Origin of the sequence: Streptomyces sp. MA5143a, from assembly GCF_900290235.1 — a bacterium.
Taxonomy (GTDB): domain Bacteria; phylum Actinomycetota; class Actinomycetes; order Streptomycetales; family Streptomycetaceae; genus Streptomyces.
Genome location: NZ_OLMK01000034.1, coordinates 112,182 through 136,257, shown reverse-complemented (window position 1 = coordinate 136,257; position 24,076 = coordinate 112,182). Strand labels below are relative to the sequence as shown.

The following is a 24,076-nucleotide window of genomic DNA, read 5'->3' as shown; positions in this document are numbered from 1 at the left end:
TCCACCGCGGAGAGGCCCGGACGCGAGCCACACGGCGGGACTCCGCACCGAACCGGTCGTGGCAGGGACGTTCGGCCCCTGCCGGGGACTTGCGGCCCCTCCACCGCGGGCCCCGGCGGCACGAGGCTGGGAGCACAACCCCGTTCAGGAGGCAGAACCATGGTGAACACCGTTGTCGCAGGGCTCGACGGTTCGGCCGAGAGCCGGGCCGCCGCCGAGTGGGCGGCCCGCGAGGCGAAGCTGCGGGATCTGCCGCTGACCCTCGTCCACGTCCGGGAACCGGAACCGGTACCCGACCCCATCGCCCAGGCACCGCTGCTCGCCGCCGAGACGCTCCAGCACTGGAGCGAGCGCATCCCGCGCGAGGCGGCCGAAGGGCTGCGGCTGCGGCACCCCGGCGTGGACGTCACAGTGGAACACATGAGCGGCCGGCCCGGAGAGGTCCTGACCCGCGCGGCGAAGGACGCCGCGCTGCTCGTCCTCGGCTCCCGGGGGCTCAGCGGCATCGGAGGCTTCCTGGTGGGCTCCGTCGGCCAGCTGGTCGTCGCGCACGCCGAGCAGCCGGTCGTCCTCGTCCGCGCCGGGGAGCAGGCCGCCGACGAGCACCGGGCCGACCCGGTCGGCATCCCGTCGGCCGCCACCCCCTTCCGGCCCGTCGTCCTCGGCCTCGACACCGAGAACCCGCACGACACCGTGATCGAGTTCGCCTTCGACGCGGCCTCCCGCCGGGGAACCGCCCTGCGGGTCGTCAACGGCTGGAACCCGCCGCCGTACTACGCCTACGCCATCCCCGCCGACCCGGAACTCGGCCCCGAGCTGCGAACGAACCAGGTCACCGCCCTGACCGAGGTGCTCAAGCCGTGGCAGGTGAGGTTCCCCGACGTCGACGTGACCGAGGTGTGCCGCTGGGGCAGCCCCGCCCACCACCTCGTCGACGCCTCGCGCGAGGCGTCCCTCGTGGTCGTCGGCCGCCGCATCCGCCGCAGCCCCGTCGGCACGCACATCGGCCCCGTCACCCACGCCGTCCTGCACCACTCGGCCGCCCCCGTCGCCGTGATCGCCCACCCCTGACGGGGCGCCCGCGCTCCCACACCCCGAGGAACCCCGAGGAGGAGCACCGATGCAACGCCCGCTGGTCCGGTGGTGCTCGACGCCTCCACCAGCCCACACCGCACTCCACCACGCCGCCTGCCGGGTCGCCGTCGTCCCCCACCGGGCGCACGACGACTGACACCGCGCACCGTCCACGGCTTCCGAGAGGAGGCGGACCACATGTCCACCCGCGTGCTGGTCGCCTATGGAACGACCAACGGATCCACCGCGACGATCGCCGAGACCGTCGCGGACGTCCTCAACGAGGCGGGACTCACCGCCGAGGCGCTCCCGGCCCCCTCCGTGGCGAGCCTCGCGCCGTACGACGCGGTCGTCGTCGGCGGCGCGCTCTACGCGGGACGCTGGCACAAGGACGCCCGGCGCTTCCTGCACCGGCACCGTCAGGCCCTCGCCGAACGGCCCCTGTGGCTGTTCAGCAGCGGCCCCCTCGACCCGTCCGCCTCGCAACGGGACATCCCGCCCGTCCCCGGCGTGCGGAAGGCCATGGTCCGCCTCGACGCCAACGGACACGTCACCTTCGGCGGCTGCCTGGAGGAAGGGGCCAAGGGATGGGTCGCCGGCATGATCCTCCGGTCCGGAAAGGGCGGGGACTTCCGTGACTTCCCCGCGATCCGGGAATGGGCCACCGACCGGGCGGCGGAACTCGCGGGCGTCGCGCCCGGCGGGCGCCGCGCCGCCCCGTGAGCGCCGCCGGTCCTCCACCGGCCCCGACGGATGGACGACGGGCCGGTCCACCAGCCACACCTCGCGGCTGCTCGCCGGCGGGCACGCACCCGTGTGCCGCAGCGGCCGCGAGGGTGCCCAGCGAGTCCTCCTGACAGGGGAGAGCAGGAGGGCTCGTGCCACGGCCGCCGCCCTCACCGGCGCAGAGGGCGGCGGCCGTCCGGACGCCCGGAGCCGCCGGGCCCGTCGCGACGACCATCGCGACCTACGGTGGGGGAATGATCACTCTCATGACGTCGGCCGTCACAGGAGGCTGCCGCTGCCGTAGGGCGCGTACAGGTCCAGCAGCCGGGTGCGGGCCGAGTGCAGACGGTGGGCGAGGATTCCGCCGACCCACTGGGCGACGGCGAAGCCGAGCGCGGGGTCCTCCCGGCACATCAGACGGATCGCGGTGGCGTCGAACTCGTGGGCGCGCACCGGGCTGGTGGCCTCGGCCCCCAGATGCCAGACGTGCGGGGTGAACAGCCAGGACCAGCCGACGAGTTCGTGGTGTCGAAGGGTCTCGATGACGGCCGGGCGGCGGCCGGGCACCCGCATGTCGAGGGCGACCGTGCCGGTCCGGATGATCCAGAACCGGTCGGCGGTACCCCCTTCGTCGAAGATCCGGGTCCCCTGCGGGAACGACACCTCACGGGCGAACCGCATCAGCCGCTGCCGGTGCTCGGCGGGCAACGCCCGCAGCATGCCGGGTGTGGGGGGAGCGTTCATGACGACCTCCGGAACGGGCGTACGGACCCTGTCACCTCCAGCATCGTCCCGTGCCCGGCGCCCCGCCATGGGTCACCCGGCCCCATGGCCGGGACCACCGGGCACCCTTGGAAGCCCTTCGGCACCCCCATGGCGCCGAACGAGTGGACTCACCGGAGCGCGCCCTGGACGGTGGTCCTCGGCCGGGGCGGGGACGGTGATCTTTCGAGTACTGACCCGATGGCCTTTCCGGAAGAGGCACCGCATGCGACCCACCCCCTCCCGCAGACAGTTCTCGGCGGCGCTGCTCGCGGCCTCCGTGCTCACCCCGCTGACGGCGGCCCCGGCCTCGGCCCTCCAGCCCTCCGGTCGCCGCGACCGCCAGGCGTGCCCGCCGGACGGCTTCGGACCGGAACTGACCGCGCGGCTCGACCGGACCATCGAGGAGGCCCGGAGGGAGGCGGGCATCCCCGGGATCGTCACCGGACTGTGGATGCCGGGCAGGGGGGACTACGTCCGGGCGACCGGCGTCGCCGACACCGCCTCCGGCACGCCGATGACCACGGACGTCTTCGTGCGGATCGGCAGCGAGACCAAGACCTTCACGGTCACCGCACTGCTGAAACTCGTCGACGACCGCGAGATCCGTCTGGACGACCCGATCTCAAGGTACGTCGCGGGAGTACCGAACGGCCGCCGGATCACCCTGCGCCACCTCGCCGAGATGCGCAGCGGCCTCTTCCCCTACACCGCCGACCAGGACTTCACGCAGGCGCTGTTCAGCGATCCGAGCCGCTCGTTCACCCCGGCGGAACTCCTCCGCCACGGCTTCAAGCACCCCAACACCGCCGCGCCGGGCACGACCTTCCAGTACTGCAACACCAACCTGGTCCTGCTCGGGCTCGTCGTCGAGAGGGTCGGCGGCCGCCCCTTCGCCGACTTCCTCCGCGAGCGGGTGCTCCGCCCCGCGCGGCTGCACCGCACCTTCTTCCCGGGGGGCGCCGAGTTCCCCGAGCCGCACCCGCACGGGTACACGGACGACATCCTCACCGGTGAGGTCGTGGACGCCACCGACTGGAATCCCAGTTGGGCCTGGGCCGCCGGAGCGATGATCTCGGACCTGCACGATCTGCGCCGCTGGGCGGAGATCGTCGCCACCGGGAAGCTCCTTCGCGCGGCGACCCAGCGCGAGCGGCTCACGATGCTGCCGACCGGCTTCCCCGGCACCAGGTACGGCCTCGGCATCCTGGAGACCGGCGGGTGGATCGGCCACAACGGCTCCCTGCCCGGCTACGAGAGCGTCACCGTCCATCTCCCCTCCAAGAAGGCCACGTTGGTGCTGCTGCTCAACACCGACATCACCCACGAGGGCCAGGAACCCTCCTCCCTCGTCGCCCGCGCGATCACCGAGGTCGTCACACCGGACAACATCTACGACCGCCCGGCCCCGCTGAGCTGACGCCTGCCCATTCCTCCCGCGGGATCAGGCGGGTGAACCGGTCACCGTGCTGCCCGACTTGGTGACGTGGTACGTGACCTTCGCACCGCTCCAGAAGTGGAACGTGAGTGTCACGCGCGCGTTGTCCCGCAGCGAGGTGAAGAACTCGGCGGTCAGCTTGATGGAGTCGCCGGTGTACGCCGAGAAGGCGGTGTCCCACTGCTGGTACGACGTCCAGTTGGCCGGACCCGCGTTGCCTCCGTCGTCGTACTTCGCCTCCATGGTCGCGAGCATGTCGCCCCGGAACTGCGTCGGAACGCTCAGCCCACCGGTGTCCCCCGAGGCGTTCGACAGCACCGGTCGGTCGTGGCTGATCACGTCGATCCGCCAGGGCACACCACGGGAGAACCTGGCCTCCAGCGTCGCGTTGACCCCGTACGCCCGGTCGCCGACCAGCGCGGTGAGCGCGGTGGCCGTCAGGGTGAGCCGATTGCCGGACACGGTGTAGTCCCTGCCCCTGAGGAGATGGCGGGAGCCGTGCCGCAGGCCCTGGAAGTCGGTGCCGTTCAAGTTGAGCGTGAGCTCCTGGCTCGTGACGGCCCCGGACTTCGGCACGAACACCATGTCGCTGGAGGCGGTTCCCGACCGCGTGGCCCAGCTCGACCTGATCTGCCCGAACAGCTCCGCGTCACGCCATCGCAGGGTGTTGCGGTTCAGGAACTGGCCGGCGTCCCACAGCATGGTGGTGAGGTTCCGCCGGCGGGCGTAGTCGCCGAGGAACTCGAAGTACTTGCGCTGTTCGCCCCGCTGGATGATGCCGGGCCGGTAGTGGTCGTAGGCCAGCAGCGCGTACTCGCCGATGACGACCGGGATCCCGCGCGCGGTGAAGGCGTTGTGCACCCGGTCGAAGGTCCCGGTGAGATCCTGCTCGGAGGTGGCGTCGAACCGGGTGTAGCCGGCGATGTTCACACTGAACGGCCACCAGCCGTAGAAGTGGACGGTCGTTGCCACCATGGGGTCGCGCAGGTCGGCCAGTTCGGCGGCCAGAGCGTCGAGCCGGCCCTGGTCGGCGTTGGTGTACAGCGTCGGCAGCACGAGCAGACGGTTCGTGTTCCCGCCGCCGGACCCGCGGACGATCCGGTGGAACACCTTGTTCAGTTCGGCCAGCAGCCGGTAGTTCTCGTCGTCCCCGGACGTACCGCTGAACGTGGGCTCGTTGATGCTCTCCAGCGCCAGCTTCGGCGACCTGTCACGGAACTCGGCCGCTATCTGCGTCCAGGTCGCGGTGTAGCGGGCGAGCACGGCGTCGTGGTCCGTGGAGAGGCTGTTGACCCACATCCAGGAGTCGTGGTGCATGTTGAGCAGGACGTACAGGTCCTCGCTCAACGCCAGGTCCACGACCTGGCGCACCTTCGCCATCCAGGCCGCGTCGATCCGGTAGTCGGGCGCCGAGCCCTGGTGGATGCCCCAGGTGACGGGCAGCCGGATGCTCTTGAAGCCCTGTGACCTGACCTTCTGGAAGAGCGCCCTGGTCACCGGGGGATTGCCCCAGGACGTCTCGTCGGGGATGGCGTCGTAGGTGTTGCCCAGATTCCAGCCGGGCTGCATCGCCGCCACCGCGCTCCGGGCGGCCGGGGAACTGGGCGGCGGCACCGGGGGATCGGCGGCCAGCGCCGCGGCGGGCAGCAGCGGAAGCAGGACGAGCGCCAGGACGACAGCCGTCAGTCTCCGCGGGATCCGCGGCGACCGGCGCCGTCGCGGAAGAAGTCGTGCGAGTCTCCTCGTCATCACGTGCACCTTCCGTTGTGGGGGTGTGCGACACGTGGAGCCGGCCCGAGGCCGACACAGGTATGGATTCGACAGAGCAACTTTCGCGATGAGCGGCGGAGAAATTAACATGAAGCAGTGGCCGGGGCCACAGCTGTGACGGAAGAGATGCCGCAGTCCCCACCCCCGCCGGGAGCGCCGACACGCAGTGACCGGGAGCGCGAGTGACGGGCGGTTCGGTCTCGGTGGACGTCAACAGGCCGTACCGGCCGGTTCCTTGCGCTCCCGGCGGTACCCGAGGGCCGTTGGCCCCACGGGCGGCCCCTGACTGGCCTCGTTCGGAAAGTATCCAGAGTGCGTAGCGACACCTTTCGAAGCCGTCGCCAGCGGGGGTCTCCTCCGGCCAGGTGCGCGTCCGGCCCCGCATCGGCCCGTTGAGCACGATCGTGGCGCGCACCGGCTGGGTCAGTCCCCGGCGTGCCTTCGCAGCAGCGACCGGACACTGAACGGCTGTACCTCCTGCAGCACGATCGTGGTGTTCGACCGGACCACGCCGGGTGCTTCCAGCAGCAGGTTCGTGATCCGGTGCAGGTCCGTGGTGTCCCGCGCGACGACGCGGGCGAGCAGATCGCCGTCGCCGGTGGTGACGAGCAGCTCGACCACCTCGGGGATCCGCAGGATCGCCTCCTGCGTCGGCTGCCCCACGCGCTGGCTGATCGACATCGTGATGAGGGCCGTCAGCGGATAACCGAGGGCCGCCGGCGCCACGCGCCGACTGTGCTCCCTGAGGAGACCGCTCTCCTCCAGCCGCTTCAGGCGCGCCTGCACGGTGTTCCGGGCGAGGCCCAGCCGGTCCGCGAGGGCGACCGTCGTGGCCCGTGGATCCGCGTCGAGCGCCAGGAGGATCCGGGCGTCGAGGTCGTCGACATGTCGCATGCTGCTCAGTATGACAGGGCGCGGACCAGGTCCCATTGAGCATTCTGCTCAACCTTCATGACGTATATTGCGCATTTCGGTGGGCGTTTTTAGGTTCACGCCATGCAAAAAGCGCAACGCGACAGCACGTCAGCGAAGAAGGAGTCCCGAGCCGACCACCGTGTGTGGGGCGACGAGGCCGAGATCGTCGACGCCGCCATCGACTACGCGTGGCGGCGCATCACGGAGGACCCGGACCCGGTGTCGGGCGCCCGCCCCGCCGCCGACCTCGCCCTCGCGGCCGGCGCGGCCGTCACCCCGTGGGGGATCGGCGCCGAAGCGGCCATCAAACTGTTCGACCGGGTCCTGTTGCCCGCCACCCGCAGCCAGAGCGCGTCGACGAACCTCGCCTACATCCCCGCGGCCCCCACCCGTGCCGCGCTCGCCTTCGACGCGGTCACCGGCGCGGCGAACATCTTCGCGGGCACCTGGGAGGCGGGAGCCGGCGCCATCCACGCCGAGAACGAGGCGCTGGCCTGGCTCACCGGACTGCTCGGATGGCCGAGCACCGCGGCGGGATGCTTCGTCAGCGGCGGCACCATGGGCAACCTCTCCGCGCTCATCACGGCCCGCGCCGCCGCGGCCGCGTCGAGGCCGCGGCCCACGGACGGCTGGAAGATCGTGTGCGCCGACAGCGCCCACTCCTCGATCAGATCCGCGGCCCGGGCGATGGACGTCACCGTCGTCACCGCACCCGTGGACCGGCGGGGGCACCTCACCGGAGACGCCGTGAACGCGGTGCTCACCTCCACGACCGGGGTGTTCGCCGTGGTGGCGACCACCGGCACCACCAACGCCGGTCTGATCGACGACCTCGACGACATCGCCGACGTCTGCGAGCGCCACCAGGTCTGGCTGCACATCGACGGCGCCTACGGCGGTGCGGGCCTGGCGGCGCCCAGCGTGCGGCACCGCTACGCGGGCATCGAACGCGCCGACAGCTTCATCGTCGATCCGCACAAGTGGCTGTTCGCCCCCTACGACTGTTGCGCGCTGCTGTATCGCGACCCCGCGCCGGCACGCGCCGCGCACAGCCAGACGGCGAGCTATCTCGACGCCATCGACCGCGAGGTCCACAATCCGACGGACCTGGCGCTCCACCTCAGCCGCCGGGCCCGCGGACTGCCGTTCTGGTTCAGCCTCGCCGTCCACGGGACCGAGCGGTACGTGCGAGCCGTGGAACAGACCCTCACCACCAGCCGCCTGGTGGCCGACGCCATCCGCGCCGACGACCGGCTCCGGCTGCTGGTCGAACCCGAGCTGTCCGTGCTCCTCTTCGACCGTCCGGGCTGGGGCCCGCAGGACTACGCGACCTGGTCCGCCCGCACCGCAGAAACGGGCGCGATGCTGTGCGTGCCGACCCAGTGGCACGGCATGACGGTCCTCCGCCTGGCCTTCGTGAACCCGGACACCGACGCGGGGGAGGTCATCGAGACCCTCCGTACGCTCCATTAGGGCGAGTTGAGGGGTGGGGGTGGGGCCTGGCCGGGCGCTGACGGGGTGCGTTGGAGGGCGTCTTCCGGGCGATCTCGTCCAGCGCTGGTCAGCGCTGCTGCGGCCCCGCCTGATCGTCAATCCGGGCTCAGCGCAAGGCGTCCTTACCGGGGCCCTCCAGTCGTCGGTCGACGTCGCGGAGCAGGGCGTCTATACGATGGAACGCCTGTGAAAGTGAACGCAGAGGCGACGTACGGGAGGCCAGGAGTGACGGACCGGCGGCAGCGCGGCCCGCGGCGGGGCCAGGGTGAGCTGGAGGCGCTCGTTCTGTCGGCCCTGCGCGAGGCGGACGGCCCGGCGAGCGCCGGCTGGGTCCAGGAACGTCTGGGCGGCGACCTCGCCTACACGACGGTGATCACGATCCTCACCCGGTTGTTGGCCAAGGACGCGGTGACCCGGGAGCGCGCCGGCCGGTCCTTCGTGTGGACGCCGGCCTCGGACCAGGCGGGCCTGGCCGCGCACAAGATGCGCAAGGTGCTCGACGGGCAGAGCGACCGTGAGGCGGTCCTGGCCAGCTTCGTCACCTCCCTGGAGCCGGACGACGAGCGACTCCTGAGAGAACTGCTCGGGCAGGCGGGGGGCGAAGGGGAAGACTGAGACCTCATGGGGCTGTTCGTCTTTCTACCGCTCGTCCTGCCGTTCACGGCATGGCCGATCGCCCGCCTCGCCGAGCAGCGGCTGCACCCGAGGACCACCACGCGGTTGCTGACCGGCGTGGCCGCCGTGATGGCGGCGTGCAGCACGGTCTCGCTCGGACTGCTGATGGTCGTCGGCACCGCCCAGCTGCCGGGCAATCCCCTGCCCGACGGCTGGTCGGACCCCGAGGTCCGTGCGGCGGTCCCGTACGACGAGGTCGCCGGGAGGCTCGCCATCCCGGCGCTGCTCGCGGTCCTGTTGGCCTGCGCCCGGACGGGGTGGCGGCACGGCCGCACCCGCCGCGCCGCACACCGGGCCCTGGCGGGGCTGCCGGGCACCGCGGTCGCCGTCCTGCCGGACGAGACGCCGTACGCGTACGCGCTTCCCGGGCGGCGCGACCGGGTGGTGGCGACCACAGGCATGCTGGCCCGACTGGAACCGGCCGAGCGGCGGGCGCTGTTCGCGCACGAGCGCGCCCATCTCGTCGCCCGGCACCACCGGTTCCTGCTGGCCGTGCAACTGGCAGCGCGGGCCAACCCGTTCCTGCGGCCCCTGTGCACGGCCGTGTCGTACACCGTGGAGCGGTGGGCGGACGAGGAGGCCGCGCGGTCGGTCGGCAGCCGCCGGGCCGTGGCCCGCGCCATAGGCAAGGCGGCGCTGGTCTCCCGCTCCACCCCGGCCCCGACGTTCGCGGGTTTCGCCGTGCCCGGCCCGGTGCCGCGCAGGGTGGCCGCGCTGCTGGCGCCGGAGCCGGTGCCGCGCAGCTGGCCGCCGGTGTTCACGAGCGTGGGCCTCGCCACCTGGGGCGCGGCCGCCGGCACCGCGGTCTCCGCCCTGTCCTCCGCGAACTCCGCGGTCACCATGGCCCTCATCCTGCACGCGGCGACACCACTGTGAGCGCCGGCGGCCGTTGCGCGCGCTTGGCCGGCCCCCCGAGGGGAGCCGGCCCGTCGTCCGGCGCCTGAGGGGCGTCAGCCCTCGTCCTCCTCCTCGTCGCCCTCGAAGAAGTCCCCGACCTCGTCGACCACTTCGGCGGCGACCATCCCGCCGACGACACCGACCGCCAGACCGGCCGCCCCCGCTGCCACGGCGGTGCCCATGCCGGGGCCGGAGCGGTGCCCCTCCTCGTGGTGCCCGGTGTGGCCGTAGTGGCCCTCGGGGGCGTACCCGGCGGGGGAGCCGTACGCGGGCCTGCTCTCCACCAGCCGCCGGATCCAGCCGTCGACGAGGGCGGTCCAGTCCTGGTGCTCGACGCCGTCGTGGGCGACGGTGAACCGGGTGACGGCGTCACCGCCCTCGGAGAGGAACCCGCCGCGCTTGTCGGCCTCCAGGACGACCTCCATACCGCCCGGAGTGGCCAGGAAGGTCAGCTCGATCTCGTTGACCCGGGACGCGTACGCGGGCGCCGGGGTGATCTCGATCTCCTGGTAGAACGGCAGCTGCTGCCCCGTGCCGGAGATGCGGCCGTACTCCAGGTCCGCGGACCGGAAGCCGCAGCCGAGCTGCCCCAGCGCCTCCAGGATCGCCTCCTGCACGGGCAGCGGGGTCACCGTGAGCTGGTCGAGATCGCCCTTGTCCTTCGCTCCGGCCACCCCGAGTTCCGTGCGCACGCCGAGGACGATGCCCAGCGACTGACCGTACAGCTCGCTGATCGGGGTCTCCCACGGCAGCGTCGTGCTGAACGGCACCGTGCGCTCCTCGCCCGCCGCGAGCCGGAACCCTCCGCCGACGACGAACCGGTCGAAGGGAACGGTCCCCTCGCTCTCGCCTCCCTCGTGCTCGGCCTCGACCCGCGCCACCAGCTCCAGGGTGATGTGCTCGATCTCGAAGTCGGCCTCGCCCCCCTTGAGATGGACCTCTCCCGACAGGCTGCCGCCCGGCCGGGCCGGGCCCGGGTCGAGAACCGTGTCCACCGTGGGTCCGCCCAGACCGAGCGTGCCGAGCAGCCGTTTGAACACCATCGCGGCGTTCACTCCTTCTTTCGTGCGTCCAAGTCATGCGGTCATGCGTCGCGGAACAACCGGGAACCACGGTTGTTCTACAAGCGAGTAGAAGCATAGGGTCGACAGCGCCCGTCGAGGCGCCGTCACGGGATCCGGAACAGGAAAGTCCGAAAACCGTCGCAGATGTGACCGTGACGACACGAACAGCGGGTTTTGCCGTCCCTTTACTATGGGAACGGAGCTTGCGAAGAATTCCCGACCACCGAGCGACGAAGGAGCCGAAGACCCCCGATGGGTGAGCCTCCCAGTACCGGCCGCAGCGTGCCCCGACCGCACGACGGAGCGGGGGTGGCGCGGTGACCGAGATCCTGCTGCTCCTGCTCGCTCTGCTCCTCACCCTGGCCTGCGCGCTGTTCGTCGCGGCCGAGTTCTCCCTGACCACCGTCGAACGCGCCGAGCTGGAACGCGCGGTCGAGGCGGGGGAGCGCGGCGCCGAAGGCGCCCTGAAGGCCGTACGCCGGCTGACGTTCCAACTGTCCGGCGCGCAACTCGGCATCACCGTCACCTCGCTGGTGATCGGCATGCTCGCCGAGCCGTCCCTCGCGGCCCTCCTCGAAGGCCCCCTGCGGGCGATCGGGCTGGGCGGCGCCGCCCCGTCGGCGGCGACCGTGCTGGGCGTGGCCCTCTCCACCGTCGTGCTGATGGTGGTGGGTGAGCTGGTGCCGAAGAACTGGGCGATCTCCCGGCCGCTGGCCGTGGCCAAGGTCGTCGCGGGCCCCCAGCGCGGCTTCACCGCCGCCTTCGGCCCGTTCATCCGCCATCTGAACGGCACGGCCAACGGCTTCCTGCGCCGCTTCGGCCTGGAACCGACCGAGGAACTGGCCTCCGCCCGCACCTCCGAGGAACTCGTCGCGCTCGCCCGGCACTCGGCAGCCGAGGGCGCCCTGGAGGCGGACTCCGCCGAGCTTTTCGTCCGCACCCTGCACCTGGGCGAGCTGACCGCCGAGAACGTGATGACGCCGCGGGTCGACGTCAAGGCGCTGGAGGCGCACGCGACCGCCGCCGACGCCGCCAACCTCACCCATGCCACCGGCCTGTCCCGCTTCCCCGTGTACCGCGACACCTTGGACGAGGTCATCGGCACCGTCCACATCCGCGACGTGCTCGCCCTGGAGCCCGCCCGCCGCGCCGCCACACCGGTCACCGCGCTGACCACCGCACCCCTGCTCGTGCCCGACAGCCTCACCGCCGACCGGCTGCTGGAGCGACTGCGCGAGACACGCACCATGGCCGTCGTCATCGACGAGTACGGCGGCACGGCCGGCGTCGCGACGGTCGAGGACATCGTCGAGGAGGTCGTCGGCGAGGTCCGCGACGAGCACGACCCCGTCGAGGTCCCCGACCTGCTGCCCGCCCGGGCGACAGGTGACGGCCGCCCGGTGTGGGAGGCCGACGGCTCGGTCCGCGTCGAGCGGCTCGGCGAGATAGGGCTGGCGGCGCCCGACGGCCCGTACGAGACCGTGGCCGGGCTGGTCGCCACCCGACTCGCCCGCATCCCCGCCAAGGGCGACGCGCTGGACCTGGACGACGGCTGGACGCTGGACGTCCTCGACGTCGACCACCACCGAGCCGACCGCGTCCGTATCACCGCACCGACGGCCCGGCCCGCCCGGGAACGGTCGGAGGCCGCCCGATGACCGCGTTGCAGCTCACCATCGGCGCGCTGACCCTGCTCACCAACGCCTTCTTCGTCGGCGGCGAGTTCGCCCTGATCTCCGTACGCCGCAGCCAGATCGAACCGCGCGCCGAACAGGGCGACACACGGGCCCGGATGACCCTGTGGGGCCTGCGCCACCTCTCCGCCCTCATGGCCACGGCCCAGCTCGGCATCACCGCGTCCTCCCTGGTGCTCGGTGCCGTCGCCGAACCCGCCATCGCCCACCTCATGGAACCCGCGTTCGAGGTGGCCCATGTCCCGCACGGCCTGGTGCACCCCGTCGCGTTCGTCGTCGCGCTCACCCTGGCCACCTATCTGCACATGCTGATCGGCGAGATGGTCCCGAAGAACATCGCCCTGGCCGCACCGGTCCCCACCGCGTTGCTCCTCGGCCCGCCGCTGGTCGCGCTCACCCGGGCCCTGCGGCCGGTGATCTTCGGGATCAACGCCTTCGCCAACGCCCTGCTGAAGCTGCTGCGCGTGGAACCGAAGGACGAGGTCGAGTCGGCGTTCACCGACGACCAGCTCGCCCGGATGGTGCTCGACTCCAGCGAGGCCGGACTCCTCTCGCCCGCCGACGGCGAGCGGCTGCGCGACGCCCTGGAACTGGGCACCCGCCCGGTCGGCGAGATCCTCGTCCCCGCCCCGCGGATGCGCGCCGTCGGCCACACCGTCACCCCGGCCGAACTGGAACGCACCGCCGCCGCGGCGGGCTACTCCCGCTTCCCGGTCACCGGGCCCGGCGGCGACCTCCTGGGCTATCTGCACATCAAGGACACCCTGGGCCTCGCCGACCGGAACCAGCCGTTCCCGCCCGGCACCCTCCACCCGGTCACCCGGGTCCGCATCGACACCCCGCTGGACGACACCCTCACCGCCCTGCGCGCCGACGGCAGCCACCTCGCCGCCGTCACCGGCGGGACGGGCACGGTCCTCGGCTTCGTGACCATGGAGGACGTCCTGTCCGAACTGGTCGGCCCGGCACGGCCGGGCGGGACGTCCTCGGACGCCTCGCCGAAGCGGGGCTGAGCAGGCCCGGGAACACCGATCCGGTCAGAATCGTTCACTGAGCACATCGACACAAGGAGCAAGCCCGTGTCCGCGTCCGCCGACCTGACGGACTCCCCGGGGCACAGTCCCCGACCACCCCGCCGAGACAGAGCCGACCGTCTCGGCCACGGCACACGGCGGGGTGGTGTCCGATGAGTGCCGTGAACGCCGTGCTCGGCCTGCTGGCCGTGCTCGTCCTGACCGCCGGCACCGGCTACTTCGTCGCCCAGGAGTTCGCGTACGTCTCCGTCGACCGCCTCGCCCTCGCGCGTGAGGCGGAGGCGGGCGACCGACGGGCGGCCCGCGCCCTGAAGGTGCTGGAGCGGCTGTCGTTCATGCTGTCCGGCGCGCAGCTGGGCATCACCGTCACCGGTCTGGTCGTCGGCTTCATCGCCGAGCCGTCCGTGTCGGCGCTGCTGGAGCCCGCCCTGACCGGCGTCGGCATCCCCGAGGGCGCGGTCGGCGGCATCTCCGTCGTGCTCGCCTTCGTCCTCGCGACCGTCGTGCAGATGGTGCTCGGCGAGCTGGCCCCGAAGAACCTCGCGATCGCCGTCCCGGAGCGCCTCGCGAAGTCGCTGGCCGCCTCCACCCTCGCCTATCTGAGGGTCGTGGGCCCGGTGGTGCACGTCTTCGACAGCGCCGCGAACAAGCTGCTGCGCCGGGTCGGCATCGAGCCCGTCGAGGAACTGCACCACGGCGCGACGCTGGAGGAGCTGGGCCACCTCGTCGGCGAGTCCCACGAGCGGGGCGAACTGCCCAAGGACACCGCCGAACTCCTCGACCACGCACTGGAGTTCTCCGAGCGGACACTGGACGAGGTGATGGTGCCGCGGGTCGACGCGGTGTTCGTCCGCGTGGACGCCTCCGCGGCCGAGGCGGTCGAGCTGATCGCGAAGTACGGCCACTCCAACTACCCGGTCCTCGGCGACCACCCGGACGACGTCACCGGCGTCCTGGGCGTGCGGGAGCTGATGAGCACACCCGCCGCGGACCTCACCGCCACCACCGCGGGCGCCCTCGCCCGCCGCCCGCTCGTCCTGCCGGACACCCTGCCCCTGCCGGACGCGGTGACGCGGATGCGGGAGCAGGACGACGAGTTCGCCGTCGTCCTCGACGAGCACGGCGGCGTCGCGGGCATCGTGACCTACGAGGACATCGCCGAGGAACTGGTCGGGGACATCGCCGACGAGTCCGACACCGTCGTGGAACCCGCCGTAGCCGACGGCGCGGGCTGGCTGGTCGACGCGGGACGCCGACTCGACGAGATCGCCGACGCCACCGGCGTCCGACTGCCCGAGGAGGACGACTACGACACCGTCGCCGGGCTCGTCGTGGACCGCCTCGGCCGCTTCCCGGCCATCGGTGACCGTCTCACCGTGGAGCTGCCCGAGGGCGGGCGCGCGGTGATCGACGTACGCACGCTCGACCGGCATGTGCCGGACCGGGTCCGCATCGAACGGCTGCCCGCGCGTGAGCTTGAGGAGCAGGCATGAGTTTCCCGATGGCGCTCTTCGTCACCGTGCTGCTGCTGATCGGCAGCGGATTCTTCGTGGCCGCCGAGTTCGCGCTGGTCGCCGCCAAACGGCACCGCGTGGAGAAGGCCGTGGCGGAGGGCCGCAGGGACGCCGGGGCGGCGCTCGCCGGGATGCGCGAGCTGTCCCTGATGCTGGCCGGCGCCCAGCTCGGCATCACCGTGTGCACCCTGGGTCTCGGCTCGGTCTCCAAGCCCGCCATCTCCCACGAGCTCGACCCGCTGCTGCACGACCTGGGCCTGCCCAGCGCGCTCAGCTACGGCGTGGCGTTCGTGTTCGCGATGGTCGTGGTGGTGTTCCTGCACATGGTGGTCGGTGAGATGGCACCCAAGTCGTGGGCCATCGCCCACCCCGAGCGCTCGGCGATGCTGCTGGCCCCACCCTTCCGGGCCGTGGTCAAGGCCGTACGTCCACTGATCGGACTGCTCAACCGCGTCAGCAACGCGCTGGTGCGTCTGTGCCGGGTCACCCCGCGCGACGAGCTGGCCTCGGTCCACAACCGTGAGCAGCTCACCCATCTCGTCGAGGAGTCGCAGCGGCTCGGCCTCATCACGGAGACGGACTCGGAGCTGATCACCCGCTCGCTGACCGAACCCGAGACCCCGGTGGGCGAGCTCGCCGTCCCGGCGGCCGAGATCACCTCGGTCGACGCGGACGCCGACACCGAGGACATCCTGCGCACCGCCGCCGCCCACGACCGCACCCGGCTCCTGGTCCGCGACCGCGGCACCGTTCTCGGCTCGGTCCACGCCCGTGACGCGCTGGTGGCCCGGGCCAGGGGACGGACCGCCACGGCCCGTACGCTCGCCCGGCCCGTCCCCGAGCTGACCGAGGACACCACGGTGGCCGACGCGATCGAGGTACTCCGCAGGAACCGCGCCTCCCTCGCCGTCATCTGTGACGACACCGGCCACCCGACCGCACTGGTCAGCCTCGACGACCTGCTGGCCCGCTATCTGCAACCACGAGTGGTCTGACACGACCGGCGGTCCGAGCGCGGACCACCCGGCACCCGGACGCCCTGGCCCAACTACGAGAGCGGGCCAGGGCGTTCGTCGTGCGAGAAGTGTTGACGCCTCGTTCACCTCACCCCTGACGTCTGGCCGGTCTTGCGAACGAAATCCGAGAAGTCGAACGCGCCGGTGCGGCGTTCGCCGGACGGGAGGGCGCACGCCCACGCCGCCGGGGCGTGTCCGGTTGACCTGCGGGGCCGCACGACGAGGATGACGGGTCATGACGATCGTGTTCCGGGTGCCCGCCGACGGGGCCGAGCGGGTGGGCTTCGCCTATTCGCCGGCGATGGAAGCCGTCCTCAGTCTCCATGTCCTGGTGGAGCCGAAACACCATCCCGTCCAGCACGGCTGGGTGCGCGCGATGCGGAGACTGTCACCCGCGCTGAAGAGGGAGATCGAGGCGTTCGCGTACGCGGTCCGCTCGTACTTCCCCGAGTTCCTCTTCCCCCGCCCCACCGGCGGACTGCGGGACTTCCGGGAGGAGTTGGCGGCCCTGCGCACGGCGGACCCGGACCTGATCCGCCTGGAGTTCGCCATCCCCCTGCTCACCCCCTGGCCGGACGACGACGGCGGGGGCCGGGACCCGCGGCTGCTGCACCGTCCGGACCTCCGCGAACGGCTGCGCGCCCTGGCCCTGCGGGACAGCGACCCCGCGATGGCCGCGATGCTCCTGGACGACCCCCGCGCCCTGCTGGAGCGGTTCCTGGACATGCTGGAGGGCTACTGGCGCGAGGCGTTCGAGGACGAATGGGCCCGGATCGAGCCCGATCTGGCCGCCGGTGTCAGTGAGGCGGGACAGCAGATCGCGCGCAGCGGCCTGTACGGGATGCTCCGCGGCCTGTGGCCCGAGGTACGCAGCGACCACCGGGCCGAGCGGTTCTGGCTGGAGCGCCCCCACGAGCATGAGGTCGTCATCGGCCAGGACGACACACTCCTCCTCGCCCCGAGCACCTACGTCTGGCCCCACGTCCGGGTGAACTGCGACGGGCCGTGGCCCCTCGGCCTGGTCTTCCCCGTCTCCTCCATCGCCAGGGAGGCCCGCCCGCGCATCCCACCGGCCCGGCTCGTCGGGATCCTGCGGGCCCTCGCCGACGACACCCGCCTGCGCGCCCTGCGGCTCATCGCCGAACGCCCCCGCAGCACCCAGGAACTGGCGCCGCTCGTGGGCGTGAGCGAGGCCGCGCTGTCGAAACATCTGCGGGTGATGGCCGACGCCGGCCTGCTGGAGCGCCGACGCGAGGGCTACTACGTCCTGTACCGGCTCGTGCCCGGTCAGGTGGCGGGCCTCACACCCGGACTGGAGAGCTTCCTGCGCCGCGACGACGACCCCGACGACCACCGGCCGGAGCGACCGGCCACCAGTGATTAGCCATCTGCCTAATAAGTGGATCACCACCGGGCGGCGGGCCGACAGTGGGCGCCATGTCACTGCTGAGAGACCGCGACTTCCTCCTTCTCTTCGTCGGCCAGGGCGTATCGCGTTTCGGCGACGGCCTCTACACCGCCTCGACCGCCTGGCTGGCCTGGACCCTGACGAAGGACCCGGCCGCCGTCGCCCTCGTGGGCGTCTCCGCCTTCGCGCCCGCGTTCCTCGCCACCTTCGTCGTCGCCTCGTACGCCGACCGTTATGACCGACGGAAGCTGATGATCGCCACCGATCTGGCCCGGGTCGTGGTGGTCGCCGCGGGCGCCGTCCTGCTGTACCTCGGGCTGCTGAACCTGCCCGTCCTGGTGGCGACCACGGCACTGCTGGCGCTGCTCGGCGCCCCGTTCGCCCCCGCCCGCAACGCCATCGTCCCGCAGATCGTGCCCGCCGAAGCCCTCCAGCAGGCCAACGGCCTGCTCCAAGTGGCCTTTAGGGCCGCCTTCTTCGTGGGCCCGCTGATGCTGGCGCCGCTGCTCGACCACGCTTCGCTCCAGTGGGCGCTGGTGGTCAACGGCCTGACGTTCCTGGCGTCGGCGGCCGCCCTCGCGGGCCTCCGCGTCCGGCGCCCCGCACCGGCCGGCGAACGGACGGGCCTGTGGTCCGATCTCGCGGCGGGCCTGAAGGCCGTGCGCGCCGCCCCAGACGTCCTGGTCGTCATCGTGACCTTCGTGCTCGCACTGGCGCTGGCCAACGGGTTCCTGACGGTGGGTCTGGTGACCGTCGTGGGACAGGGCGGCCAGTACGGGCTGCTGCTGGGCGTCGCCGGCGTGGCCGAGGTGGCAGGCGCCCTGCTGCTGGCCAGGCTGCCGATCCGCCGGCCGGCCCTGGCGGCGGTGCTGGCCTGGGCCGTGCTCGGGATCTTCCGCGCCCCGCTGGGAACCCTCACCTCCACGGCGGTCGCGGCCCTCCTCCTGGCCGCGACGGGGCTGGCCTCGGCTCTCTCCGACATCCCGCTGATCGCGCTGGTGCAGCGGCGCGTCCCCGACCGCCATCTCGCGAAGGCGCTCGGCCTGTGGGAGGCCGGCATCGCCGGTGCCCTGACGGTCTCGCCCTTCGTGGCCTCCAGCGCCATCAGCCTCGTCGGAGCGGCCCACGCCTTCGTCCTCTCGGGCGTCGCCCTCGTCCTCCTGGCCACGACGGCCGCAATCGTCCTGAGGCGGTTCGGCGCGGACCGCCCCGGCACGGCTGACACCCTTCCGGGGACGGGCGAGCAGCCCGGGGTCGCCGCCGAGACGGCGCGGTGAGCCGGTGCGCACACCGGCGTGGAGCGCCCCGCGACGGAACGCACCTTCTGCCCCTCCGGCTTCACGGCCCTGGTCCGCGTCAGCGGGCGCAGCCGACGTCCAGCACCTCGATCACGTCGCCGTGGACCGTGTAGACGAGCCAGCACCAGTCACCGAACACCGCGGCCAGCTCCCTGACCTGGATCCTCGGTTCCTCGGCCACCGCCTCGATGAGGGCCACGATCTCCTCGTGGACGGTGTCCGGGACGTCGAACAGTGCGTCGGCGGCCTGTTGAACCAGTTCGACCTTCATGGGGTCCCCCGCGGAGGGCAGGAGCAGCACGGGGCGAAACTGTGCTTCTTACACGATAGGTCCGCCGTGCGCCCCGTGCCGAGGGCGGTACGGAAAACCAGCGGCCGATCCGGCCCTCGGTGAGGGCGCACCGGGGCGCGACGGCGGGCCCCACGGGGCGTTGGTCACGGCACGGCCAGATCGCGTCTGCCCACGCGCAGGCTTCCCGTTCGTGGACCTCGGCGACGTGGTGGAAGCCGCCGACCTGTGAGGTCAGTCCTCCGCGCAGAGGGGATCGTCGACGAGCCCGGCGGCCAGCCACTGCTCGACCGCGGCCACGTGCACCGTGGCCGCGGAGACCGCCAGCTGGGCGTCACGGGTCCGTAGGGCGCGGAGGATCTCGTCGTGCTCCCGGTGGGCGTGCTCCACGGCACGCTCGGTGCGGGTGCCCCGGACGATACGGGCCCGCTGGGTGCGGGTGGACAGCACCCGCAGCAGCATGGACAGCACCGGGTTGCCGACCGCCTCGACGATCCGCAGATGGAACAGGATGTCGTGGGCGACGAACTCCTCCACCGTCGCCGCGGCCCGGGACCGCTCCAGGACGGACCCCAGCTCCCGGAGGTCGTCGGCGGTGAGCAACGCGGCGGCCAGCCCCGTCGCCTGCGGTTCCAGCAGCCGCCGTACCTGGAGCAGTTGCAGGGCCGTCTGCCCCTGGGAGACGTCCGAGGCGAAGGAGAGCGACTCCAGCAGCAGATGGGGCTCCAGGCTGGAGACGTAGGTGCCGTCGCCCTGCCGGGTGACCAGGATCCGCATGGCGGTCAGCGCCCGCACCGCCTCCCGCAGTGAACTGCGGGACAGACCGAGCTGGCCGGCGAGGACCTCCTCCTTGGGGAGCCGGGAGCCCGGCGCGAGCTCACCGGCGACGATCATCGCCTTGATCTTGTCCATCGCCTCGTCCGTCAGAGCCACGGCTACTCCTGCTTCTCGCCCGAGGCGAAGCGGGAGATGATCAGCGCGACGATGATGATCGCTCCGTTGAGGAACTGGTTCCACAGCGGCGGCACACCCGCCAACGTCATCACGTTGACGACGAGTTGCAGCGTCAGCACACCCGTGAGCGCGCCGAACACGGAGCCCTTGCCGCCGTTCAGGCTCACCCCGCCGATGACGGTCGCGGCGAACACCTGGAAGATCCAGCCGCTGCCCTGGGTGGCCGAGATCGACCCGTAGTGCCCGCTGTAGAGGATGCCGGCGAACGCGGCCAGCACACTGCCGAGGACCAGCACCATCCACACGATCCGGTCGACCCTGATGCCGGCGGTGCGCGCGGCCTCCGCGTTGCCGCCGATCGCGTACAGCGCCCGGCCGTGCCGCAGCCAGGCCAGCGCGCTGCCGCCCGCCGCGAACAGCACCACGCAGATCCAGATCGCGGCCGGTACGCCCAGCCACGACGCCTTGCCCAGATAAGTGAACGAGGAGGGGAGCTCGACGATGGACTGGCCCTCGGAGAGGGCGACCTGGAGGCCCCGCAGCATCGTCAGCATGCCGAGGGTGACGATGAACCCGTTGAGGCGGAGCTTCAGGATCAGGAAGCCGTTGACGGCCCCGATCACCACGCCCACCAGCAGACAGAGCGGGACGGCCGTCCACTCCGGGAGCAGCCCGAGCCCCGTGAACCGGGCGCCGCTGGTCGGCAGGACCAGCCAGACGGCGATCACCGGGGCCACGCCGATGGTGGACTCCAGCGACAGGTCCATCCGTCCGGCGATGAGGATCAGGGCGGTGGCCAGGACCAGCAGGCTCAGCTCGGTGGACTGCTGGGCCACACCGATCAGGTTGTCGGCGGTCAGGAAGGCCGGGGAGACGATGAAGCCGATCAGGCCCAGCACGAGGATGGCGGGGACCAGGGACAGCTCACGGAAGCGACCGAGGTCGAGCCCGCGGCGCTTGCCGCCCGCGGTCTCCCGTGCCACGCCCGCTGCGGGGTCGGTGACATCAGTGGTGGCGGACATGGCTACCTTCCGTGATCTTCGGTGGTGTCGGATGCTGCGGTGCGGTCGGTCCCGTTCTCGTCGGACGTTCCGGTCCGGCCGGCCACGCCCTCCATGGCGGCGACCACCTGCTCGTCCGTCCAGCCGCGGTCGAACTCGGCGACCGTACGGCCGTGGAACATGACGACGACCCGGTCGCACACCCGGAGGTCGTCCAGCTCGTCGGAGACGATCAGCGCGGCCTTCCCGCCGTCCGCGACCTCGCGGATCCGGCGCAGCAGGAACTCCTTGGACTTGACGTCCACGCCGTTGGTGGGCCGGATCGCCACCAGCACCCTGGGGTCGGTGGCCAGCGCGCGGGCCACGACGACCTTCTGCTGGTTGCCTCCGGAGAGGGCGGAGACCGGGGTCGCCGCCCCCGGCGTCTTGATGTCGAGGGCCCGGATCATGCGCTGCGCGAAGACCCGGGTACGGGCCGGCAGCACGGTGCCGTACGGGCCGAGCTGGTCGGTGACGGTGAGCGTCGCGTTCTCCGCCACGCTGCGGTCGTTCACCAGGCCCTGCAGATGCCGGTCCTCGGGGACCAGGCCGACGCCCACGGCGAGCGCCGAGGGGACGTCTCCGGTGCGGACGCGCCGGCCGCCGACCGAGACGGTGCCCTCCTCGGCGGGGTGCAGGCCGGCTATGGCCTCGCCGACCCGTACGTTGCCGCTGGCCGTGGCGCCGGCCAGGCCGACGACCTCACCGGCCCGCACGGTCAGCGACAGGTCCCGGCAGGCGCCGGGCAGGGTGAGCCCGCGCACGACCAGGAGTTCGGCGGAGTCGGACGCGACCGGGCCCCGGTTCTCCACGGTCTCCGCGGCGGTCGTGGTGGACTCCCCGGTCATCGCCTCCACGAGCGCCCGGTGGCCGAGTTCCGCGACGGGCGCGGTCAGGATGTGCGCCGCGTCGCGGTAGACGGTGACCGTGGCGCACAGGTCGTACACCTCCTGGAGGTGGTGCGAGATGTACAGGAACGCCACGCCCTGCCGCTGGAGGTCGCGGAGTTTGTCGAACAGCCGGTTGATGCCGCGGGCGTCGAGCTTCGCGGTCGGCTCGTCGAGGATGATGAAGCGCGCCCCGAACGACAGGGCCCGGGCGATCTCCACGAACTGCCGCTGTTCGACCGTGAGGTCCTTCGCTCGCGCGGCGGCGTCGACGTCCACGCCGTACTCGCCGAGCAGTTCCTCCGCCCGCCGCCGCAGCTGCTTCCAGCGGATCGGCTGCAGCGGCCCGGCGCTCTGCCGGTTCAGGAAGAGGTTCTCGGCGACGGTCAGGTCCGGGATGATCGTCGACTTCTGGTAGACGCAGGCGACCCGTGAGCGCCAGGCGTCGATGTCGCCGACGGCGGGCGCCGGTGCGCCGGAGAAGCGCAGGGTGCCCGTGTCGGCGTGCTGGAGGCCGGTCAGGATGGACACGAGCGTCGACTTGCCGGCGCCGTTGCGGCCGACGAGTGCGTGCGACTCGCCCGCGGCGACGGTGATACGGGCGTCACGCAGGGCGACGGTCGCGCCGAACCTCTTGGTGATCCCGGTGGCCTCGGCCACCGGAGCGGGGTTCCGGCCGGCCGCGGGCCCGCCGCCGTTCGCCGGGGCGGTCGCGGTGTCCGCCATGGTCAGTACCGTCCTTCGTCGGGTGCGTACGAGGGGTCTCCGGTCGGGCCGGTCACGAGCCGACGGTGTTGCCCCAGAGGGTCTTGTCGTCCACGTTGTCCTTGGTCACCAGCGGGGCGGGCAGCTGGTCCTCCAGCCCGCCCGGGATCTTGATGATGGTGGAGTCGTGGTCGGTCGGGCCCGGCTCGAAGGTCTTGCCCTCGGCGGCCGCCTTGGCGTAGTACAGCGCGTACTTGGCGTAGAGGTCGGCGGGCTGGGAGACGGTGGCGTCGATCTGGCCCTTGCGGATGGCGTCGAACTCCTGCGGTATGCCGTCGTTGGAGATGATCGAGATGTGGCCCTTCTGGCCGGCCGGCTTCAGCAGCCCCTTCTGCTCCAGCAGGGCCAGCGTGGGCTGGAGGAACACACCGCCGGCCTGCATGTAGATGCCGTTCAGGTCGGGATGCTGCGCGAGCAGGCTCTGCAGCTTGGCGGAGGCCACGTCGCCCTTCCAGTCGGTGGGCAGCTCGAAGACCTTGATCTTGGGGAACTTCTCCTTCATGCAGGCGGCGAAGGCCTCGGAGCGGTCGCGGCCGTTGATGGAGTCCAGCGCGCCCTGGAGTTCGGCGACCTTGCCCTTGCCGCCGAGTTGCTCGCCGAGGAACTCGCACGCCTTGGTGCCGTACGCGCGGTTGTCGGCGCGGACCACCATGTAGACGTCGCCCTTGTCGGGCCGGGTGTCGACGCTGACCACGGGGATCTTCTTCGACGCGAGGGTGTCGAGGGTGGAGGCGATGGCGCCGGTGTCCTGGGGGGCCATGACGACGGCCTTGGCGCCGGTGTTCTGGAAGACCTGCACGTTGGCGACGAGCTTGGTGACGTCGTTCTGCGAGTTGCTGAGCGGCAGCGCGTTGACGCCCTCGGTCTTGATGTCCTTCTTCATGTAGTCCGCGTAGGAGTTCCAGAAGTCCGAGTCGGACCGCGGCAGGTCGATGCCGATGGCGGGCTTGTCACCGCCCGAGCCCGCCGAGGTGGAGGAGCTGTCGCGGTTGCACGCGGTGAGCAGACCGAGGGCAGCGACGGCACAGGCCGCTACGGCGGTGGAGCGGGTGCGAGCGAACTTCATGGCCGGGTTCTCTCCTTAGCCAGGATGGGGGAAGCCCCCTGAGGGCATGCGCGGACCGATGGGAGGGGCGGGGAGGGGAGGGGAGGGGCGAGGGTCAACCGGTGTGCGAGCAACGGAGTTTGAGCAGACATGACGCCGTGGGAATCCGTGGGAACCCGCGGAACGATTCCTCCGATGTATCTCGGACGACGAGGACGTTACGACGGCATTGCGGGCACTGACAAGAGGTAGTTCGCAGTGATTTCCGTCGGCGGTCCGACGACCCTCTCTCGGTGACCACAGGACTATTTCGCCCA

Annotated in this window: 21 protein-coding genes; 12 read left to right on the top strand and 9 right to left on the bottom strand. The window is 71.8% G+C overall.

The genetic code is table 11. The annotated features are described in order from the left end of the window. Window positions 1-159: 159 nt before the first annotated feature. Together SMA5143A_RS17165 and SMA5143A_RS17160 are read left to right on the top strand one after the other, a co-directional pair. Window positions 160-1,071, top strand: a complete 912-nt coding sequence (locus SMA5143A_RS17165) for a universal stress protein (protein WP_107463788.1) — start codon at window positions 160-162, stop codon at window positions 1,069-1,071. 201 nt (window positions 1,072-1,272) lie between these two features. Next, window positions 1,273-1,797 carry a flavodoxin domain-containing protein gene (locus SMA5143A_RS17160; protein WP_107463787.1) on the top strand — a complete coding sequence of 175 codons (525 nt, stop codon included), beginning with the start codon at window positions 1,273-1,275 and terminating at the stop codon, window positions 1,795-1,797. Window positions 1,798-2,079: 282 nt separating this feature from the next. Here the strand turns inward: SMA5143A_RS17160 and SMA5143A_RS17155 are convergent, their stop codons facing one another. Further along, the gene (locus SMA5143A_RS17155) at window positions 2,080-2,544 is read right to left on the bottom strand and encodes a cyclic nucleotide-binding domain-containing protein (protein ID WP_107463786.1); all 465 of its coding nucleotides are present in this window, start codon (window positions 2,542-2,544) and stop codon (window positions 2,080-2,082) included. Between the two features lie 244 nt (window positions 2,545-2,788). On the opposite strand from SMA5143A_RS17155, the gene SMA5143A_RS17150 reads away from it, so the two are divergent. Further along, entirely contained in the window at window positions 2,789-3,982 is a 1,194-nt protein-coding gene (locus tag SMA5143A_RS17150; protein ID WP_107463785.1) for a serine hydrolase domain-containing protein, read from the top strand. A 24-nt stretch (window positions 3,983-4,006) separates the two neighbouring features. On the opposite strand, the gene SMA5143A_RS17145 is transcribed toward SMA5143A_RS17150, so the two are convergent. After that, a complete protein-coding gene (locus SMA5143A_RS17145; protein WP_181361893.1) occupies window positions 4,007-5,749 on the bottom strand; it encodes a cellulase family glycosylhydrolase in 1,743 nt (580 codons plus the stop codon). Window positions 5,750-6,193: 444 nt separating this feature from the next. Further along, on the bottom strand, window positions 6,194-6,664 hold the full coding sequence (locus tag SMA5143A_RS17140; protein WP_055711571.1) for an Lrp/AsnC family transcriptional regulator: 471 nt from the start codon (window positions 6,662-6,664) through the stop codon (window positions 6,194-6,196). A 102-nt stretch (window positions 6,665-6,766) separates the two neighbouring features. Here SMA5143A_RS17140 and SMA5143A_RS17135 point away from each other — a divergent pair, with 102 nt between their 5' ends. The 3 genes from SMA5143A_RS17135 to SMA5143A_RS17125 all read left to right on the top strand — a co-directional run bounded on the left by SMA5143A_RS17135 (window position 6,767) and on the right by SMA5143A_RS17125 (window position 9,730). Continuing rightward, the gene (locus SMA5143A_RS17135; protein WP_107463782.1) at window positions 6,767-8,158 is read left to right on the top strand and encodes a pyridoxal phosphate-dependent decarboxylase family protein; all 1,392 of its coding nucleotides are present in this window, start codon (window positions 6,767-6,769) and stop codon (window positions 8,156-8,158) included. A 246-nt stretch (window positions 8,159-8,404) separates the two neighbouring features. Further along, on the top strand, window positions 8,405-8,794 hold the full coding sequence (locus SMA5143A_RS17130; protein WP_107463781.1) for a BlaI/MecI/CopY family transcriptional regulator: 390 nt from the start codon (window positions 8,405-8,407) through the stop codon (window positions 8,792-8,794). Between the two features lie 6 nt (window positions 8,795-8,800). Continuing rightward, a complete protein-coding gene (locus tag SMA5143A_RS17125) occupies window positions 8,801-9,730 on the top strand; it encodes a M56 family metallopeptidase (RefSeq protein WP_107463780.1) in 930 nt (309 codons plus the stop codon). Window positions 9,731-9,804: 74 nt separating this feature from the next. On the opposite strand, the gene SMA5143A_RS17120 is transcribed toward SMA5143A_RS17125, so the two are convergent. Beyond that, window positions 9,805-10,794, bottom strand: a complete 990-nt coding sequence (locus tag SMA5143A_RS17120; protein ID WP_107463779.1) for a sporulation protein — start codon at window positions 10,792-10,794, stop codon at window positions 9,805-9,807. A 338-nt stretch (window positions 10,795-11,132) separates the two neighbouring features. Here SMA5143A_RS17120 and SMA5143A_RS17115 point away from each other — a divergent pair, with 338 nt between their 5' ends. The 6 genes from SMA5143A_RS17115 (at window position 11,133) to SMA5143A_RS17090 (ending at window position 18,758) form a co-directional block, all read left to right on the top strand. Then, a complete protein-coding gene (locus SMA5143A_RS17115) occupies window positions 11,133-12,473 on the top strand; it encodes a hemolysin family protein (RefSeq protein ID WP_107463778.1) in 1,341 nt (446 codons plus the stop codon). After that, complete coding sequence (locus SMA5143A_RS17110; protein ID WP_107463777.1) at window positions 12,470-13,522, top strand: hemolysin family protein; 1,053 nt, start codon at window positions 12,470-12,472, stop codon at window positions 13,520-13,522. Before SMA5143A_RS17115 ends, SMA5143A_RS17110 begins: the two co-directional genes overlap by 4 nt. Window positions 13,523-13,695: 173 nt before the next feature. Continuing rightward, window positions 13,696-15,036 (top strand): hemolysin family protein, encoded by a 1,341-nt coding sequence (locus SMA5143A_RS17105; protein WP_107463776.1) that lies wholly within the window; start codon window positions 13,696-13,698, stop codon window positions 15,034-15,036. After that, window positions 15,033-16,052, top strand: a complete 1,020-nt coding sequence (locus tag SMA5143A_RS17100; RefSeq protein ID WP_107463775.1) for a hemolysin family protein — start codon at window positions 15,033-15,035, stop codon at window positions 16,050-16,052. Before SMA5143A_RS17105 ends, SMA5143A_RS17100 begins: the two co-directional genes overlap by 4 nt. Before the next feature lie 256 nt (window positions 16,053-16,308). Further along, complete coding sequence (locus SMA5143A_RS17095; protein WP_107463774.1) at window positions 16,309-17,457, top strand: ArsR/SmtB family transcription factor; 1,149 nt, start codon at window positions 16,309-16,311, stop codon at window positions 17,455-17,457. A gap of 53 nt (window positions 17,458-17,510) precedes the next feature. Beyond that, entirely contained in the window at window positions 17,511-18,758 is a 1,248-nt protein-coding gene (locus tag SMA5143A_RS17090; RefSeq protein WP_107463773.1) for an MFS transporter, read from the top strand. A 79-nt stretch (window positions 18,759-18,837) separates the two neighbouring features. Here the strand turns inward: SMA5143A_RS17090 and SMA5143A_RS17085 are convergent, their stop codons facing one another. From SMA5143A_RS17085 to SMA5143A_RS17065, 5 genes are all read right to left on the bottom strand, one after another. Beyond that, window positions 18,838-19,080, bottom strand: a complete 243-nt coding sequence (locus SMA5143A_RS17085) for a hypothetical protein (protein ID WP_240496255.1) — start codon at window positions 19,078-19,080, stop codon at window positions 18,838-18,840. Window positions 19,081-19,302: 222 nt separating this feature from the next. After that, window positions 19,303-20,001: a FadR/GntR family transcriptional regulator gene (locus SMA5143A_RS17080; RefSeq protein ID WP_107463772.1), complete on the bottom strand. Its 699-nt coding sequence runs from the start codon at window positions 19,999-20,001 to the stop codon at window positions 19,303-19,305. 2 nt (window positions 20,002-20,003) lie between these two features. Continuing rightward, window positions 20,004-21,044, bottom strand: a complete 1,041-nt coding sequence (locus SMA5143A_RS17075) for an ABC transporter permease (RefSeq protein WP_107463771.1) — start codon at window positions 21,042-21,044, stop codon at window positions 20,004-20,006. 2 nt (window positions 21,045-21,046) lie between these two features. Next, window positions 21,047-22,675, bottom strand: a complete 1,629-nt coding sequence (locus SMA5143A_RS17070) for a sugar ABC transporter ATP-binding protein (RefSeq protein ID WP_107463770.1) — start codon at window positions 22,673-22,675, stop codon at window positions 21,047-21,049. 52 nt (window positions 22,676-22,727) lie between these two features. After that, window positions 22,728-23,780: a sugar ABC transporter substrate-binding protein gene (locus tag SMA5143A_RS17065; RefSeq protein ID WP_107463769.1), complete on the bottom strand. Its 1,053-nt coding sequence runs from the start codon at window positions 23,778-23,780 to the stop codon at window positions 22,728-22,730. Window positions 23,781-24,076: the final 296 nt, after the last annotated feature.

Coding starts and splice junctions, on each gene's coding strand:
- SMA5143A_RS17160 (WP_107463787.1), top strand. CDS start 1,273: ATGTCCACCCGCGTGCTGGTCGCCTATGGAACGACCAACGGATCCACC.
- SMA5143A_RS17145 (WP_181361893.1), bottom strand. CDS start 5,749: ATGACGAGGAGACTCGCACGACTTCTTCCGCGACGGCGCCGGTCGCCG.
- SMA5143A_RS17155 (WP_107463786.1), bottom strand. CDS start 2,544: ATGAACGCTCCCCCCACACCCGGCATGCTGCGGGCGTTGCCCGCCGAG.
- SMA5143A_RS17165 (WP_107463788.1), top strand. CDS start 160: ATGGTGAACACCGTTGTCGCAGGGCTCGACGGTTCGGCCGAGAGCCGG.
- SMA5143A_RS17135 (WP_107463782.1), top strand. CDS start 6,767: ATGCAAAAAGCGCAACGCGACAGCACGTCAGCGAAGAAGGAGTCCCGA.
- SMA5143A_RS17095 (WP_107463774.1), top strand. CDS start 16,309: ATGACGATCGTGTTCCGGGTGCCCGCCGACGGGGCCGAGCGGGTGGGC.
- SMA5143A_RS17120 (WP_107463779.1), bottom strand. CDS start 10,794: ATGGTGTTCAAACGGCTGCTCGGCACGCTCGGTCTGGGCGGACCCACG.
- SMA5143A_RS17110 (WP_107463777.1), top strand. CDS start 12,470: ATGACCGCGTTGCAGCTCACCATCGGCGCGCTGACCCTGCTCACCAAC.
- SMA5143A_RS17090 (WP_107463773.1), top strand. CDS start 17,511: ATGTCACTGCTGAGAGACCGCGACTTCCTCCTTCTCTTCGTCGGCCAG.
- SMA5143A_RS17150 (WP_107463785.1), top strand. CDS start 2,789: ATGCGACCCACCCCCTCCCGCAGACAGTTCTCGGCGGCGCTGCTCGCG.
- SMA5143A_RS17140 (WP_055711571.1), bottom strand. CDS start 6,664: ATGCGACATGTCGACGACCTCGACGCCCGGATCCTCCTGGCGCTCGAC.
- SMA5143A_RS17105 (WP_107463776.1), top strand. CDS start 13,696: ATGAGTGCCGTGAACGCCGTGCTCGGCCTGCTGGCCGTGCTCGTCCTG.
- SMA5143A_RS17070 (WP_107463770.1), bottom strand. CDS start 22,675: ATGGCGGACACCGCGACCGCCCCGGCGAACGGCGGCGGGCCCGCGGCC.
- SMA5143A_RS17075 (WP_107463771.1), bottom strand. CDS start 21,044: ATGTCCGCCACCACTGATGTCACCGACCCCGCAGCGGGCGTGGCACGG.
- SMA5143A_RS17065 (WP_107463769.1), bottom strand. CDS start 23,780: ATGAAGTTCGCTCGCACCCGCTCCACCGCCGTAGCGGCCTGTGCCGTC.
- SMA5143A_RS17100 (WP_107463775.1), top strand. CDS start 15,033: ATGAGTTTCCCGATGGCGCTCTTCGTCACCGTGCTGCTGCTGATCGGC.
- SMA5143A_RS17125 (WP_107463780.1), top strand. CDS start 8,801: ATGGGGCTGTTCGTCTTTCTACCGCTCGTCCTGCCGTTCACGGCATGG.